This window comes from Psychrobacter sp. Ps4 (assembly GCF_022129285.1).
Classification (GTDB): Bacteria; Pseudomonadota; Gammaproteobacteria; order Pseudomonadales; family Moraxellaceae; genus Psychrobacter; species Psychrobacter immobilis_A.
The window spans coordinates 1-17,229 of the sequence record NZ_JADQAK010000004.1 but is presented as its reverse complement, the minus strand read 5'-3'; the positions used below and the strand labels follow the sequence as shown (position 1 = coordinate 17,229).

General features: G+C 43.1%; 10 protein-coding genes. 4 read left to right on the top strand and 6 right to left on the bottom strand.

What is annotated here, in order from left to right; genetic code table 11:
- The 3 genes from I3252_RS03535 to I3252_RS03525 form a co-directional block, all read right to left on the bottom strand.
- Positions 1 to 1,185: an efflux RND transporter periplasmic adaptor subunit gene (locus I3252_RS03535; protein WP_193009347.1), complete on the bottom strand. Its 1,185-nt coding sequence runs from the start codon at positions 1,183 to 1,185 to the stop codon at positions 1 to 3.
- A gap of 48 nt (positions 1,186 to 1,233) precedes the next feature.
- A complete protein-coding gene (locus tag I3252_RS03530; protein WP_238034247.1) occupies positions 1,234 to 2,100 on the bottom strand; it encodes a YihY/virulence factor BrkB family protein in 867 nt (288 codons plus the stop codon).
- Between the two features lie 210 nt (positions 2,101 to 2,310).
- The gene (locus I3252_RS03525; RefSeq protein ID WP_238034246.1) at positions 2,311 to 3,984 is read right to left on the bottom strand and encodes a TolC family protein; all 1,674 of its coding nucleotides are present in this window, start codon (positions 3,982 to 3,984) and stop codon (positions 2,311 to 2,313) included.
- Positions 3,985 to 4,605: 621 nt separating this feature from the next.
- On the opposite strand from I3252_RS03525, the gene glpK reads away from it, so the two are divergent.
- From glpK to I3252_RS03505, 4 genes are all read left to right on the top strand, one after another.
- Positions 4,606 to 6,198, top strand: coding sequence for a glycerol kinase GlpK (glpK, locus tag I3252_RS03520; RefSeq protein WP_238034245.1), 1,593 nt, complete (start codon positions 4,606 to 4,608; stop codon positions 6,196 to 6,198).
- 267 nt (positions 6,199 to 6,465) lie between these two features.
- Positions 6,466 to 6,978, top strand: coding sequence for a hypothetical protein (locus tag I3252_RS03515; RefSeq protein WP_045446919.1), 513 nt, complete (start codon positions 6,466 to 6,468; stop codon positions 6,976 to 6,978).
- A gap of 248 nt (positions 6,979 to 7,226) precedes the next feature.
- The gene (locus tag I3252_RS03510) at positions 7,227 to 8,255 is read left to right on the top strand and encodes an endonuclease/exonuclease/phosphatase family protein (RefSeq protein ID WP_238034244.1); all 1,029 of its coding nucleotides are present in this window, start codon (positions 7,227 to 7,229) and stop codon (positions 8,253 to 8,255) included.
- Between the two features lie 238 nt (positions 8,256 to 8,493).
- Positions 8,494 to 9,186: a TetR/AcrR family transcriptional regulator gene (locus I3252_RS03505; protein WP_055124242.1), complete on the top strand. Its 693-nt coding sequence runs from the start codon at positions 8,494 to 8,496 to the stop codon at positions 9,184 to 9,186.
- Positions 9,187 to 9,327: 141 nt separating this feature from the next.
- Here the strand turns inward: I3252_RS03505 and I3252_RS03500 are convergent, their stop codons facing one another.
- The 3 genes from I3252_RS03500 to I3252_RS03490 form a co-directional block, all read right to left on the bottom strand.
- A complete protein-coding gene (locus I3252_RS03500; protein ID WP_238034243.1) occupies positions 9,328 to 10,101 on the bottom strand; it encodes a hypothetical protein in 774 nt (257 codons plus the stop codon).
- 166 nt (positions 10,102 to 10,267) lie between these two features.
- Entirely contained in the window at positions 10,268 to 15,601 is a 5,334-nt protein-coding gene (locus I3252_RS03495) for an SdrD B-like domain-containing protein (protein WP_238034242.1), read from the bottom strand.
- 153 nt (positions 15,602 to 15,754) lie between these two features.
- Positions 15,755 to 17,008: a hypothetical protein gene (locus I3252_RS03490; RefSeq protein ID WP_238034241.1), complete on the bottom strand. Its 1,254-nt coding sequence runs from the start codon at positions 17,006 to 17,008 to the stop codon at positions 15,755 to 15,757.
- Positions 17,009 to 17,229 lie beyond the last annotated feature (221 nt).

Sequence of the window (17,229 nt, the reverse complement as noted above, 5' to 3'; positions counted from 1 at the left end):
TTACTCTTGGCTTGCATTAGTAAGTGCTGGATTGACGCGTACAATAACGCTCATACCTGAGCGAATACGTGCATCGGGAGTCGTCGGACGTGCTTTTACTTCAAAGGTACGTACATCGAATCCATCATCATTATTGGTCGGCCGCCAAGTGGCAAAGTCAGACAATGTTGACGTAGCATAAACGGTAAACTGTTTGGTATAAGGCTTATTTGCTGATGACAGCGCAGGAATCGTACCAGTAAATTGCTGACCAATCGCAAACTGGTTTAAGTAGGATTCGGTGACATTAAGTACGACCCACTGCTCATCGGTATTGACCAACGTCAAGATAGGCACGCCTTGTCCGATGACTTCACCCGCGCTGACAATGACATTGTCCACAATGCCTGCAATAGGGCTTTTTAAATTGGCTTCTTCTTTTGCCACCAGTGCTTCTTCTAGTTGCGCATCGACTTGCGCTACTTGCGCTGTCGCCGCTGATTTATCTTCACTGCGTGCGCCTTCTTTTGCCAAATCGTATTGCAAGCGCGCCGCTTCAGTTTGATCTTGAGTGGCCAGATATTGCGCATACGCCTCATCGCGTTTTTGCCGTGCCATAAGGCCTTCTTCATAAAGGCGGTTGACACGCTGGTAAGTGTTCTCTGCCAAATCAGAAGCAGCTTTGTTGGCTTGCCAAGCCGCTTTTGCTTGAGCGATCTCTTGTGGACGGGCGCCATTTTCGGCTTTATCTAACTGACTTTGTGCCATTTGCTTGCCAGCCAGCGCCTGATTGATCTTTGCGTTAATCTCAGGCGAGTCCATTTCAATCAGCTGTTGCCCGACCGTCACCGCATCACCTTCTGTGACCAGAATTTTGGCAATACGTCCCGGTACTTTTGCAGCGATGGAGGTTTGCTGCATCTGCATCTGCCCTTGCAAAGTCACGACTTCAGGTTCGCTATGCTGATTGCTTTTATATAGACCATAGGCAATAACGCCTAATACAATCAGAACCAATAGCGCCAGAAGTGCCTTTTTTATCATGGCAGATTTATCCGCTTTTTCTGCATGGCGCTTATAAGTAGGCACTGCTTGCTCATTTTCAGCATCAGTTGCTTGATCGTTATGGTTATTGACTGAGTCGGTAGATTGCTCTGAGTCGTTTAACTTGCGCGAGTCGTCTGATTCGTTGGTAGATTCAGTCATGACAGTGAGATTCCTAAAGCAGCAAAATTGAGGATAAAGGGTATGTTATTAGTACATTCGTACAGCATAAGGTTTGGCGCTTTCTAAGGCTTCAGAATTAAAAATCGCACCAAAGGCGACGATAAATGCTGAATAATAAAGCCAAAGCATAATGACCACGGCAGCTGAAAGCGCGCCAAACTCAGCGCTATAGTTATTAAAGTTTTGCACATAAATCGAAAATAGCACAGACAATACAATCCAAAGAATGGTCGCCAGAGTTGCTCCTGGTACCAGTTTTTTTAGCGCAACGGCGTCACGGTTTGGGGCTAGGCGATAGAGACTTAAAAAGCTTAAAAATATGATACCAGCCAATATAGGCCACCTGCTCCAAAGTGCAATCGTTTTAGCTATTTGCGGGAAGGGGAAATAGGCTGCCCCTACAGGAATAATAGCAATAGAAGAGACCGCTATAATCAAGATTACTACCGCGCCAAAGGTTAAGCTGACTGCTAAAATGTTACCTTGTATGAAGTTACGCTCTTGAGTGATATGAAAGGCAAGATTGATAAGAATAATTAAAGATTTAACACCTTTAGAGCCAGCATAAAGGGCGAGTAAGGTCGATAAGACAAGACTGAACGTGAGCGCGGATGTGGTATTAGAGACCAATGCGCTTAGGCGTGAATTGAGGACTTCATACACCGTGTCGGGTATAAAGGGACGCAAAACCGAGATTTGCTCTTGCATCTCAGCTGGTGAAAACGCGAGACCATAAAGCAGTACAAACACCGCCATTACTGGAAAAATTGATAAGAAACCAAAAAATCCCACGCTCGCGCAATGTGCCCAAACATTAGAGTTGTTCGCAATACGCCACGTCTTTAATGAAGGCTGCAGCCAATTACTTATTAATTTAGAAGTCGGGTTTTTCATAAAACAGTATTCGCAATAGAGTTAGCAATAGTATGGTTATTGACAGCTTTATGATAATTAGTATGGTCAGGCCACTGTAATAGTATTGCGGCGTTAACCTCGCTTGAGGTATCAAATATACCTCTTCGCTCAGCTGCCTTGTCATACTTTAAAATAGAATCAACTATATAAACGCTTATCCACACTATCTATCATTTTCAAATTAAATCATTACTCAGTATACAAAGTCGGTAATCGAATATCAGCAGCATTAAGATAGGCGTTAAAGGCAAGAGGCGTACCACAGCTTTGCATGAGTGCGGCCAGCGATTGTACATAGCTGTTCGCCGCTTGCGCTTGTTCAGTACGTGCTTTAAGCGACTGCGTTTGTGCTTGGACTACCTCAATCGGTGTATTTACACCTTCTTGTAGCCCCAACTGGCGCAAACGCAAGACTTCTGCGGCCAGATCTACATTGCTTTGTAATGCCTGGTAACGAGATTGGGCATTATTCACATCGTGCCAGTTTTTTTCGACCAGTAATAATAAATTGTCACTGACTTCGATTTCAGACAGATCCGCTTGGCGTATTTTGGCATTACTCGATGCGAGTGATGCATTTTTATCAAGACCACCCCACAGCTTCCAGCTGGCTGATATACCGGCTACCCAACTGGGGTCTTTTTCAATTTGTCCGTAGCCATAGAGCATGACGGTAGGCTTGTGACCAGTATCTGATAGCGCATGTAGCTGCTCAGCTTGTGCGCGTTTGGCGGCAACTTTTTGTAGACCTGGGTGATTGGTGAGTGATAAATTCTGAAAATAGTTTACATCGGGTAAAGGACGGCTAGAGACGAATAACGGTGTCGTGGGTTTGATACGATAGTCGGTACGCAATAGCCGCTGTAAAGCCATCATCGCAAGACGAGCATCGTTATTGGCATTGACGGACTCACTTTTTGCATCGGCAAGCGCAGATTGTGCTTCTAAGCGATCAACACGTGAGATAAAACCTTCTTCAAAAAGCCGCTGCGCCATATGGTCAGTCTGCTGCAAGGTATCATAAGCATCTTCACGTAAATAAGCGGCAATGATGGCCAACTGTGCCTTAAAGTAACGCTCAATCAGGGTGTTATAAAGCTCGTTTTTATCCAATAGACTGTCTGCGACGGCTTCTTGGGTACGGGCATTTGAAGCACCTGTCAAAGCGTTGGTACGTCCAGCAGTATAGATGGGCCAAACCACGCCCAGACCTGCACCAGCCGTTGAGCCTGAGCGTTTTAACTCATAAGAATCTGGGATACGCTCACCGACCAATTCACCAAAATTCGGCAAATCTGGTAGCGGTGGAATAGGCGGAATCACATTATCGACACCATTGTTAACGTCATTAACAATACCGTTTTTCAATGATGATAAGTCAAGATCCGCGTCTAAGTTGTAAGCATTGGCTGATAATTGGGCAAACACCAATGGATTGTCTAAAGTTTTGAGCGCATCCGTTTGATATTCACTAGCAGCAATCGCCGCTTGATTGGCGGCCAGTTTCGGTGACACTTGCAATAAAATATTTTGAGCTTGCTCAAGGCTTAACAGGCTAGATACTGCTAATGGATAACTATTATCAATACTTTTATGGGTAATGGGATCGATAAGCGTTGTTAAGCCAGTTTTTTGCTCGGCTTGACTCATCTCTGTATCTGTCGTTGACTTTCTATTTTGAATCTCATTTTTTTGAGTACTGTTTTGAGTATCAGCATCGATAATTTGCGTCACTGCAACGGCTGTGACCTCATTCGGTGACTCGATATTATGATCAGTAGCGCTTGCCAAAGCAGGCGCCGCTAAACCCATGAACGTAATTGTCATCACCGCAGTAGACAGAGTCGATAAAGCAAATTTCATAAGTCACATAAGCCATTAATTAGAATGCAAAGTATTTTAGAGTCAGGCAAAAAGTATCAAAAATATCAACTGTTGTGGTCAAACCCTGTCCAAACAGTTCAATATGGTCAACCATTAACAGAAGCCAGTATTTTGTTATGGATAACAAGCGCTACACTGTAGTGGCACAATGGTGACGGGTCAATGCTCAGTATTTGCTTACTGTGCGTTGAATAAGCCATGATTTTATGTTAGAGGTCGGATGTTAAGACAAATAATAACATCATTTGTTAATTAATAATAAAAGGTTTATCAAGTCATTAGCACTTAAATCGATTTTAGATCACTTTTAAAAGCTTTCAGCGAAAATGATGGTTAGTGATGATTGTTGTACTACAAAGCAGCTTATAAACTATACATAACAGTGGTGTGTGCTATATTTCAGCACCTTATAGCATTGAGCAAGATTAAAATGAACGGCATTTATTTTAACTGTCGGCAGTTGCTCATTAGCGCAGTGCTAATGTAAATAAAACTGGCTATTGCGATAGGCGTTACTCGCAAAAAGTACGTGCTATCAATCAAAACTCGACTATAAAATATAAATGTAAAAAATGAATGCGACAAAATAGGATGTGAGTAATGGCAGGATATATTTTGGCTTTGGATCAAGGGACGACATCGAGTCGAGCGATATTGTACGATGATCGTGCGCGTCCGATAAAAATGGCACAGCAGCCCACCACTTTACAAACCCCAAAAGCGGGCTTTGTCGAGCAAGACGCGCAACAAATTTGGCAAACGCAGATTAGCTGTGCCCATGATGTGATTAATCAAGCAGGGCTACTTGCTACCGACGTCACCAGTATCGCGATCACCAATCAGCGTGAATCTATTGTCATGTGGGATAAGCAAACGGGTAAACCTTTAGCCCCTGCCATCATTTGGCAAGATCGCCGTACGGCGAGCTACTGTAAAACACTCGCAGCTGAGAGTGCCAGCGGCATGATGAATGACAGCCATGATGATGTGGCAAGCGAAGTGCAACGCATTACAGGGCTACGGTTAGATCCATATTTTAGCGCCAGTAAGATCGCTTGGCTATTAGAGCACAATCCGAAATTGAGCGTACGAGCCAGCAGAGGAGAAATAGCGGTTGGTACTATAGACAGTTGGCTCATATATAAGCTAACTGGTGGCGAGCATGTCATTGATGTGACCAACGCTTCCCGTACTTTATTATATGATATCCACAAGCTTGAGTGGTCAGAAGAGCTGTGCGCCCGTTTTGCGATACCTATGAATATTTTACCTAAAGTCCTAGCATCTGATGGTGACTTTGGTAAAACCAAAAAAGGACTGTTTGCCAAACAAATTCCTATTCAAGCGGTATTGGGCGATCAGCAAGCGGCACTTTTTGGACAAGGCTGCCTCGATGCTGGCATGGCTAAAAACACTTATGGTACTGGGTGTTTTATGCTGATGAATATTGGTCAAAAACCCAAACTTAGCGAGCATAAACTACTAACGACAATCGCTTGGCAACGAAAGTCTACACCGACTCGTCCAGACAATTTATCTTTCGATCAAATTGTACAGTCAGGCAAACGCATGCTGCAGCCACCCAGAAAGGAAGTCACTTATGCCTTGGAGGGTAGTGTGTTTATGGCAGGTGCTATTGTCCAATGGTTACGAGACAATCTGGGTATGATTCAACACAGCAGTGAAGTCGAAGATTTAGCCCGCCAAGTTGATAGTAGTGAAGAAGTGGTGTTACTGCCTGCATTCACAGGGCTAGGAGCACCCTATTGGCGCTCCGATATCAGCGCGAGTATTACTGGTATGAGCCGCGGCACGACGAAAGCCCATATTGCTCGTGCTGCGTTAGAGGCAGTTGCCTATCAAACTTATGATGTGCTCATTGCCATGCAAAAAGACAGCCCTCATCCATTAACTGAGCTAAGAGTAGATGGCGGCGCGGCTAATAATGATTTATTGATGCAGTTTCAAGCTGATTTACTCGATGTGCCTGTCCTGCGTCCGAGAGATACAGAAATCACTGCCAAAGGTGCAGCATTACTCGCAGGTTTAAAAACGGGGCTATATGATGAAGGGACGATGCAAGCATCATGGCAAGTCGATCGGATTTTTGAACCCCAAATGTCCAGTGATATCCGTGAACGACATCTGAATAAGTGGCAACGAGCCATCGATAGAGCACTGACATCCTTATAAGTATTGAATAAACACGTTAAAATATTGTAACAACTCAATGAAAAATTACTTAAAACAGCTTCACTGTCCTACAAAATCATTATAAAGATACAGGCTGTAACGCAAGGCAATCGCAATCTGGACACAATTTACACAACCTATCTATCTGTTGTTATCCATAAATTTCTATACTTTAGGCGACTCAAGTAACACATGATTCGAGTAAGACTGCTAATTTTTAGCACTTAATAAATCTAAAATATAACAAATTAATTTAAGGATAAAATTATGAGTAACTATGACGGTATTGATCGCAGTGAAGTAAAGCATATGTCAAAAGAAGCTAAGCAGGATCTGAATGCTGATATCATTACAGGTGAGCCAGGTTCGCATCCAGTAGGCACAGCTATTGGTGGTCTTGGCGGCGCAGCAGCGGGTGCAGCAATCGGTACAATGGCAGGACCACTTGGCACACTTATTGGTGGTGCGATTGGTGCTATCGTTGGTGGCGGTGCAGGACATGCAGCAGCAGAAGCAATTGATCCAACACGTGAAGAAGCTTACTGGCGTGCAGAATATGCAAATGTTGATTATTACAAAGAAGGTTATGACTTCGACCGTGATCTACATCCAGCTTATGCAGTAGGGTACGCCAACCGTGCTCGTTATCCTGCGGATGCACGTTTTGAAGACCATGAAGCTGAATTAGAGCGCTCATGGCATGAAGTAAAAGGTGAATCACGCATGGAGTGGGAAGAGGCACGCAAAGCATCGTATGACGCATGGAATCGTGTATCTTAATAAGCGAAACTAACAGCACATTTGATTTAAGTAAGTAGACAGTATATAAGCTTACTACCTTATCACTGGGCTTAGTCTGATTGTAGACTTGGGTCTGCTGATAGACTAAATACTTTCAATTTATGCTATTTTAAAGTCTTCAAAGATTTCTTTGGAGGCTTTTTTGCTGTATATTACTAAGTATGAATATATTAAACAGCCAATCATCTTTGGAAGCAATATTCTAGAATAAAAATGATAGGTAATCTATGAACAATAATGCGGAAGCTAAAAGCGCCAGACAATTCTATATCGCCACTGCCAACTTGCTCAATTTTGCCAACCCTAACCGAATTTATTATGACAATGCGCCAGCTTACAGTAACGATGAATACGAGCACAAGCTAAGCGGCATCACCGATTTATTAGCAAAAGCACATGCTGATATTATTGCGGTACAAGAAGTCTGGGATAGTAATGCGCTTGAAGCATTGGCGGTGTCGTTGGGATTTAAGCCCGAGCATGTTGTTGTTCCGTTGGCAAGTAACGACCGTTCAAGCCCTTATACCCATGGCAAAGGGGCACAAAATACTCCTGCCGTTGGTATCATTAGTCGCTTTGAGCAATTAGAAAGCCGCTTGCTTGAAGAGATTGCACTAAAAGCGGTGATTGATATCCCTGATATTGGTCCTTACCAGCGCTTTAATCGTCCACCATTAGTAGTACGGGTCGATGCCTTTGGTCAACCGATAACGATTATTACGGCGCATCTAAAAAGTAAACGGGCATTTTTCTTGCGTGATGAAAGTGGCAATTTGTTAGAAGACATGGACGATCCAAATATTCGAGTCCGTGCCAAGCTCCGTAGCTTATGTATGCGCGCCGCAGAAGCAGCCTCTATTCGCATATCTATTATAGAGCGCTTACGTCATACTCGTGAGCCATTGATTTTGTTAGGTGATATGAACGATGTCACTGGTAGCGTCACTACCCAATTGATGGCTGAGACTGGTGAAGTTAATTACGATAAAGGCATGCGCGATGTTGCATTATTCGATGCTGCGCGTATCCAAGCACGCTATGGTTGGATGAAAGATGTGGCATATACCCATATATATCAAGGTATGCCAGAAGTGATTGATCAATTATTTGTTTCAGAAGAGTTTCTTCCTGATAGCAAGTTTTCACTAGGTCAGGTTGAAAGAGTAGACTATTTCAATGACCATTTAAAGTGGGACTATGCAGATAGAGTCATCGATCATGGTATTATAAGAGCGAAAATTAAACTCAATGATTAAATTTTTTACATTACGTGGTTAACGCTATTAAATGGTTGACCTATACATTAATTTTTAACCCATTTATCTCCCTTGCTTGATAGTGTACAAGCGTTTATGATGCCTCTCCATTAGACATAGTAGCGCTAATATCAGTGCTGCATTATTAGCTAATAGGATGTAATTCTTCAATTTAGGGCGAATACTATCTATTGAAGATTATATTTATAAAATAGGGTGTAACATTAAGAGACTTATGATGAGCGAAAATAAAGACGAAAAGATTGAAGATGTGTTGGTAGATTCGGAACTGGCAAAAAAACTGGTACCGAATAAGTTCAAGTTTACCAGCCAACAAGGCCGTGCGCGCCGTCAAAAACTTTTGGCTGGTGCTAAGAAGTTAAGTGAAACACAACCTATCAATGACATTACTTTGGCGGCTGTATGTGAAGAAGCAGGCATTCCAAGAGCTTCTGCTTATCACTTTTTTCCTAACATCGAAGCGATATTTTTAGCATTGCGTTTTTTGAATGCTATCGAAATATTAGAAATAGTAGAAACAGTCGATATTGGTAATTATGACAGATGGCAGGGCTATTTGACGGCGCTTATTGATAATTGTGTAACGATATTCCATAACGACGAAACCAAAGCCAAGCTCATTTATGACACGAACACGCCTGATTTTGAAGGTGATAGTTTTGGTGAAGATATCGATCATCAAATCGTCGATTTGGTTTATAAGCGTTTATCAGAGCGCTATGAGATGCCGAGTTTCCACGATATTCAAGACACGCTATTGATTGCTTATAGCATTATTAATGCGATATTCACATTGTCTTATCGTCGTCATCAAAGCATTACCAATGAATATATCCAAGAAGCAAACACTGCGTTTATCGCTTATTTGCGTTGCTATCTACCAGAAAAGCTACCGCGTAAGAATCGCTAGTTTTTTCGCTATTTAGGTGATGTATAGACATTAGAGTGTGATTAACATGCTCTAATGTCTGCTAAGTCAATACAAAAAAGCCGACATCATATGTCGGCTTTTTTGTATTGACTGCCTTGATGAGCAGTGGTAGTAATGGACTTAACGGATAGGCGTCAATACTTGCCCACGGCAACTATCAGTGCTCGCATCTAATGTCTCATATTGCTTATAATAGCTGACGATCAGCTCTTCCAAAGCGACGTTGGTCTGTGAATCATGAGTATTGACGTAAGCTTCGCGGGCTTGTTCAAGCCAACGATCTGCCATGCGAAAATGGATGCCTGATTCCCGCCAGCCGCGCTCGCATTGGTTCGTAGCGGCCCAAATTAAAGCGACCTCGCTGAAAGCTATCTCTCGTGGTGCTGACTCGATACCACCGCTATCTTTTAGCGCGCTTAAGGTTGCCCATAGATCGGGGCGCATGAGAGCAGAGTTTGATGGTATGTCTTGAATAAGGTTGAGATCTTGTTCCTTGCCATTTTTTAAGGTAGTCAAAATCGTCTCTGCTGCCTGTGCTGCTTGCTGTCCAGCAGGTGAACGACTATTCATGCTGTCTTGATGGAGGGCATAGTTGAGCCAAGCATGAGCTTTATAGGCAAAGTATTGTTGACGTGCGCTCATGTTTTCTTGTTGATACGCTTGTAACTCTGTCAACATACAGTTCATAGCACGTTGGCGCGTACTTTGGTATTTTGGGTGGTGAGACTGAGTTTGAACATCATTGGCACAGTGAGTAGCGTCATGGGTTACTGCCACTTTAGGCGTATGATGACTCGCCGATGCAACCGAGGTCATTGTCAGGAAGAAAACGGTTGATAACAAAGCCTTTATAGGCTGTTTATAATGGGCTGCTTTGTTGGCATGATTAGGCATGATGCAAAACCTCATATTAAGCGGATCAGTATCAATATTGGTATTGGTACTTGCGGTTTTTGGCGCTGCTCTCATCGCTTATTAAAATATATCTGTCATATAATATGATGAACAGCGCGATAACGCCCGCATTGTCGTCAGATGATAACACGACAATGGGGATAAATTACAATGTAGAGTGAGTCGTCAAACGCTGGTTCTTACGTGGATCATCACGTTTGAATAGGTCTTCGTCAAACTTGAAACGTAATCTAAAGTAAGCGCCTTCCATAGTGCTATCGTCATAAGCGATGTCTTCATCCTCAAAGCCCATGAAGTTATAACCTAGTGACAACCAAAGATTGGTCATCGGGCTATAGCCCACTTCCGCACCGAGCATATAAGACATATCATCTGCTTGTTTGTTCCAGTAAGTGCCTGCTTGCAAGCCCATATCCCAGCGCTCACTGATGTCATATAGACCACGAGCATAAAGCGCATGGGCTGTATTGTCGCTACTGATATTATCAGCATCAAACTGAGTATATTTACCCGCGTAACGGCCTGATAACGTCAACGGACGTGTTGGATGATAGTTACCACTCAATGACCAAATAACGGCGTCTTTTTGATAGGCGTCATCGCCCGTACTGTTATCATCTAAGCGATACTCAAGCTTGGCTAACATGTCTAACTGATTGCTATCATAATCACGATAGGCAGCTCCTAGCTGGAAGCGATTAATCGTGCGATTGCCATCGTCATAATCGACGCGTGAGTAGATGTCTTTGGCCAACAGAGTCACATCATCGGTATAGCGATAAGCAATACCAGCGCTACCTAGCAATGTGTCACTAGTCTCACCCCAACGCTTCTCAAAACGCGCTGAGGCTTTGTAATCTTCTTTCGCAAGATACTCAGCGCCGATACCTGCCGCCGTTGCCGTGTTATCTTCTTCACCTTCAAGAGATTCAACGCGCTCAAATAAGGTATTTAAAGTCAGACCTTCTTGAACATACCACTTGTTTTTTAGACCGATAGCAGCTTCCGCTTCGCGGGCACTGATAGCATCGCGCATGCGGTATTCGCTATAGACTTTGCCGTCTTTCATGTAATTGGCGTCAAAACCAAATACGGTACGCTGGCGTTCTTCAGTATCATCAAGACCATAGCTACCAGATAGACTGTTGATCAAGTCATGACGGGCGTATAGGCGACCTAAACCACCTAGCGGCGTCTCGCCTCCGATGGAGGTGGCATTACGATTACTGTTATCAATATCTTGCTCATATTCTGCAAACACTAAAGAGTCATTGAGCTTTGGTAACCGTGCCGTGATACGAGCGCGGGCGGTAGTACCTTCAATATCTTTTTCAGAATCACTGACATTATTTAGCGCCGATTGATTGATAATATCGTCATTAAAGATAGTGTTGTCAGTCACATCTACGACGTCTGTTACCGCTTGGATATTGCGTGAAGCTGCCGTTGCATCTTGCTTATAATAACGTAAGCCAATCTCGCCAACGATGTTGGTGCTCAAACGCTGTTCAATACTGGCTAAGACACCTTGGCGGCTAGCATCAGTGGTATGATCTTTAGTGCGCACGCCTTCTAGTTTTAGCGCGGTCTTTTTGTCATTAATTAAATGAGTGACTTCGACGCCCGATTCAGCGCGCCCAGCAGTCTGCGGCGAGGCACCAGTCACGAAACCTTCGTCAGTATCGTTATAATAAGCTTTGGCACGAGTGTTTTTCTTGTTATCAAAGTCAAGCTCGATACGCAAGGCATTACCTTCTGCGTCCTGACCGTCTAATTCTGTCGCATTGATTTGATTGCTTGGCTGAAAATTTGGATTCTCAGCTTTATTCATCGCGTATTCAGCGACCAGTTTTAGCTTATCGTTAAACTTGATAACGCTGTTGACGCTAGCCAGCTCTTCTTTGTTAAGAGGGTCATCACTGTTGACATAGCTACCACCGATGGCGACTTTGTCAGTCAACTGCTGCTTGGCAGCAATGCCACCGACCAAGTATTTTTCGCCACCTTCATCTACTTCTACAGTGACTCGTAGATAAATAGGGTTGCCATCGATGTCTTGGCTAGCGATAGGGGCTTTTAAAAATAAGCTGCGACTGATAGGGTCAATTTCATAATCAGCAAAGCGGGTAAGGGTCTCACGGCTAATGATCAAGCCTGGATTGTTGGCGTCACGAGTGATCACTTCGACAGTTTCTGAGTTTTCTAATACGGCATCAAAGTTTTCAGCCAATGGATAAGGGCCTGAGATACCAAGACCACGAGTCTCATTGACGCGCTGGCTGGTACTCGTCTCCGCGACAAAGGCAGTAATGCGAGTATTGCTATCTTCATACTGGGCTTTTAGGCCAGTCAACGTACGGTTATATTGACCTAATTTAATACCTTCATCGTTATCGATTTGAGTTTTTAAGTCGCCATACATAGCAAATGAGCGGCCCTTGTCCAAGCGCACATAGAGTTTGCTGGTAGATTGCGCATCAAAGCCTTTGGCTGATGAATCACCATAGACAGGATAGTATTCACCAGGCTCGATATCACGGAACAGACGCTCGCCTTTTTTGTCGCTATCATAAGCCAAAGTGAGCAAATAATCGCCACGTACTTTGCCTTTAAGGAACATCGCGGCGCGACCAGAAGCGGTATAGTCATCGTTACCAGCGAAATCATTGAGCTCTTGCTCAAAAGCGCCTTGGGCGTCAGTAATGCTGCTGCCATCAAAGTCTTTAAGTGAGATCGCGCCTTCGACGATGCCGACGGCAATGAGAGGACGTAATTGCGCGGTAAATTGTAACGGGATAATCTGTTTACTGCTACCAGTGTCGATGACCAACTCACCTTTACCCGGTACACTTGGTGCAGTCACGGGTATGAGTAGCTCGCCACCTGAGACAATAACTTGCGTACCAGCTTGATCTTTACTGCTGTCATTAAGATTGATACGGCCGATATTGGTATCGATAGTGATAGGTGTTGAGGCGATATAAGGACGGCCATCACGGTCTTTTAGGCTAATAACGACTTGATAATCGCTAACACCATCTGCCGGTACTAGCTGCGCTTGAGTGCGATAGTCAATGGCTTGTAAACTGTTCGGCGTTGATACTTTAATGGTTTGCTCAGAGATAATTTTGCCATTCACGTCAGTAGCGACACCGCGCAAGATATTGTTGCCGCGTTTTAAGTCGACCGCATAGTAATCAAAGGCAGTCACATTCTGTTTTTCTTGCTCAGCAGTTTTGCCGATTTGTTGTTCTGATACTGCTTTTCCATTGGCATATAGTGTAAATATTGAACCCAGTGGCGCTTGCACCTGTACCATTTGTTTATAAGTGCTGAGCTGTTGACCTTCGTTTAAATTGATAAAAGCCACGTCATTGTTAGCCACTTCTTTGAGATATTCTTCCAGCTCTTTTTCTACTGGCGGTGCTACCGTAGTTACGGTCATATCAACACGATTGGCGGCTGGATTGATTATCTCATTGACGATAGCAGAGTCACAGTTGCTACCCAGATCTAAGTCGCCATTGATGTTGCAGCCACTGGCGTCTACATTATCATCGTAGTCACGATTGTAGTCAGGATCTAGGGTTAGCTCGGTTTTTACTGCTTGCTCAAGGCTATCATTCTTAGCGCTTACTGATTTGCTACGAGCGACAAGCTCCGTATTCAAACGCTCAGTGCTATCGCCCATACCGACCACGATACCGAAATCGGCACGATGTAATTCGCCATATTTTAAGTCAACGAAACGGCTGCCAGCATCACCAGCATTGCGATTACTTTGGGTGACCATCTCGGTTGAGTGAGGGATGGTGGTGCGGTCAACTTTTAAGACGTGAGTTTTGGCACTGACACCATAGAAGTTATACTTACCTTCAGGATCAGTCACGACAAAGTTACCGTTTTCCATGTAGATACGCACGCCTGCAACGCCAAGTTCGCCATCTTCTTTTTGTTGAATGCCATCACGGTTGATATCGTGGTAGACCTTACCGATGATGATGCCATCAGTATTCATGACGCCGCGCTCTACTTCAATCTTCCACTGTGCTTCTCTTGAAACTAAGCTTTTACCTTGTTCATTGCTAGCAACGGCAGTCGCGCGGTTGATGCCATCACCGCCTAATGATGAAGCACCGATTAAGACACGATAAGTGATTTTTTTACTTTCGCCATTTGCCATATTACCTAAATTTAGCACCTGATATTTACCATCAGCTTTAAACTCAGTGGTTTGCGCTTGGTCGATATTGATATCAGTAGTTTGGTTGACACGTACACTACCATCTACATAAGCAAAACCACGTGGTAGGGCGTCTTTTAGTTGCACATCGTAAGCGGTAGAGTTGCCACTATTGGTGATATTAATGGTGTAGCTAACATAATCACCAAATTCAGCGCTTTTAACGTCGCTTTCTTTGGTGACGACTAAGCTTGGGCTATCATCGACGATATTGATTTGTGTATCTAAGTCATCGATACGTACGGTGAAGTCACCTTCGCTTGGTAGCTGCTCAGCGCCAGTGCCGACAGAAGGCGCGATACAGGTGTCTAGACTTGCAGTCAACGTATCATTTGCTAGAGTCTGAATAAATTTGTCATTGACAGCGTTGGCATTGTTTTGTGTTGGTGCTGATAGCTGATATTTACCAGTACTATTGCCCGTCTCAATCGCTTTCAATGCGTATTTGTCACCCGTCAACAAAGAGGTAATCGTGACCCATACTTGATCTGGCTTATCTAGTTGAACGTTACACTGCGCATAGCTGGCATCGATATAGACATTTTCATCGATTTGCGAGGTGGTTTTGTTTTCGTCAAACTTAGGCGTTGTAAATTTGATTTCAGGCTCAACGATGATCAGTCTATCAATCGCGTTGACACTCGATACGGATGGGTCTTCTAGAACGACAGCGCCAATTTTAATATCTGCAGTATCGCCACTTTTGCCATTAACATCTGATAAAGCTTGCACGATAAACTGGATACTTTCACTGTGTCCAAGTTTGATTTGTGCGCTTAAATTATCGAAAATAACTTCAGTATCACCATTATCAACGACGCCGTTTTTATTTAGATCTTGATAGACTTTTAAGTTTGAGAGCGTTGGAGATACAGCTAATGTTAGCTCAACAGTCTGGTTGCTATAGCTGGTATTGCTTAGGACGTTTACCCAGTTGACCAAGGCGTTAGGCATAACGGTAAGTAACGGCTGTTGAGTAAGTTCAATACCGTATTCAGGAAGGTCTGAGGCTTTGACTTGTACTTGGTTTGAGGTGCTAGATATTGTGACGTCAGTCTGGTTATTGACGTTATAGCTAGCATTTGCAATATTGTTGATAATTTGCAGCTTAGGGTTTGCTGCATCAGCTGCAATCGCGATATTTGATTGCATAAGCAACATTGCCAATGACAGCGCAGAGATCTTCGCTGAACACAATGCAGTACGATTAGACGGTGTCATGGTAGATAGAGTCATATGTCGCTTATCCAATAAAATATCAGTGAGGGTAAGGGTAGAGATTCTCTAGCTTGGCTAATATAAAAGAATTAGGTCAAGCTAGAGGGGATCTATAAGCAACTTTTGCTGCTTATAGAAATTTACGCCAGATATATGGTGTAAATATTGAAGTTATTCAGCCGCACCAGTTTCAAGGACTTTAGTTGAGAAATAAACCGTACCTGTTTCTGAAGGCTTTAGACTATTAAATGTACCAGTGAGCATTGGTGATGCATAATTACCATTAGCAACAGCTGAGCCATTATCTGTTACAGACGAAAAGCTAGTGGTGTTGTACGCGACTTTTTTGGTATCAAAGATATCGGTCACAACAACGGTATTTAGCGTTTTATTAGTCTCAGTAAAAGTATTTTTAGCAATGATTTTATAGTAGATACATTGTCCAGGCTTACCACTAAGCTCAGTGCTTACATAGGTAAGTGAATTTGCCGTAACGCCTGTGCAAGCAGCAATAACTTGAGACTTAAGTAGGTTTAGGCCTCTTAATGTCGTAGTAGAGGTAGTGTTTTTATTAGAAGGGGCTGCTGTTCCGTCTACAGTGGTTTGTGGTAATACAGTGATAGTCATCACTTCAGAAGTATCAATGTTAGTAGTCGCGCCATTAACATTACTACTTACACCGTTACTGCTAACTTCTACACTAATGATAACTTCTGCATTAGGTGCTAGCCCAACAATCACTGCCTTGTTCAGATCATATTGATTTCCGTTAGATACTGTAGGATCTAATAAAATATCATCGTCTACATTGTATACACCGTCTTTGGTGCCGCTCTTGCCACCATCTACGAATACTCGAACGATATCGACTGCAGCAATAGGGGTGGTTGGGTTAACTGAAAATAGTACTTCACCAAGGGCATCTGCTTCTGTAACATCAGTACCTTCGTTTTTAATGGTGTATTGATATATATTACCAGTACTAACTAACGCTACTTCTTTTTTAAGATCATCAGAAATGGTGATATTACGTACTTGGTTACGGGTAGAAACAGTAGCGTCAGTGTTATCATCCTTACCATCTTTATCTACAGGTAACTTCGTATCTTCGTAATTATTTTCAGTACCTTTGTCATCTGATCTATCTACTAAATCAGCATTAGTTATCCCAGTATCGTTAAGAGTGTCGTCATTTACTTGAGCGTAATTGACTAAATCTGCACCACTAGCTGTTGTAACACTAGAATCTTTGATAGCACGGAAAGTAATTGTGATCGTCTCACCTTGCTTCAAGTTTTGACCGATAACATTAACTATCTTGTTGTTATTGCTGCCGGTGAAAGTAGGCGTAACAGCAGTAGAGGCAGTACCAGAAGTAGAGCCAGTGACAACGGAAGTAGGTGCAGTTGTAGTAAGGACTATCAATCCAGTAGGTAACGCGTCTACGATATTAAAGGCTTTGGCATCAGCATTACCTTCGTTTTTGACAATAATGGTATAGTCGATATAAGCGCTTGTATTGGCAGTATCGAAGATATTATTGTCGAGATTAGTATTTGCAGACTTAGTAATGGCGTAGATAGGTGTCTTGGTGTAGTGGCATAATAAAATTGGACAGCTGCTAAGAGGTTATACTAACCTAAAGA

Coding starts and splice junctions, on each gene's coding strand:
- I3252_RS03535 (WP_193009347.1), bottom strand. CDS start 1,185: ATGACTGAATCTACCAACGAATCAGACGACTCGCGCAAGTTAAACGAC.
- I3252_RS03530 (WP_238034247.1), bottom strand. CDS start 2,100: ATGAAAAACCCGACTTCTAAATTAATAAGTAATTGGCTGCAGCCTTCA.
- I3252_RS03525 (WP_238034246.1), bottom strand. CDS start 3,984: ATGAAATTTGCTTTATCGACTCTGTCTACTGCGGTGATGACAATTACG.
- glpK (WP_238034245.1), top strand. CDS start 4,606: ATGGCAGGATATATTTTGGCTTTGGATCAAGGGACGACATCGAGTCGA.
- I3252_RS03515 (WP_045446919.1), top strand. CDS start 6,466: ATGAGTAACTATGACGGTATTGATCGCAGTGAAGTAAAGCATATGTCA.
- I3252_RS03510 (WP_238034244.1), top strand. CDS start 7,227: ATGAACAATAATGCGGAAGCTAAAAGCGCCAGACAATTCTATATCGCC.
- I3252_RS03505 (WP_055124242.1), top strand. CDS start 8,494: ATGAGCGAAAATAAAGACGAAAAGATTGAAGATGTGTTGGTAGATTCG.
- I3252_RS03500 (WP_238034243.1), bottom strand. CDS start 10,101: ATGCCTAATCATGCCAACAAAGCAGCCCATTATAAACAGCCTATAAAG.
- I3252_RS03495 (WP_238034242.1), bottom strand. CDS start 15,601: ATGACTCTATCTACCATGACACCGTCTAATCGTACTGCATTGTGTTCA.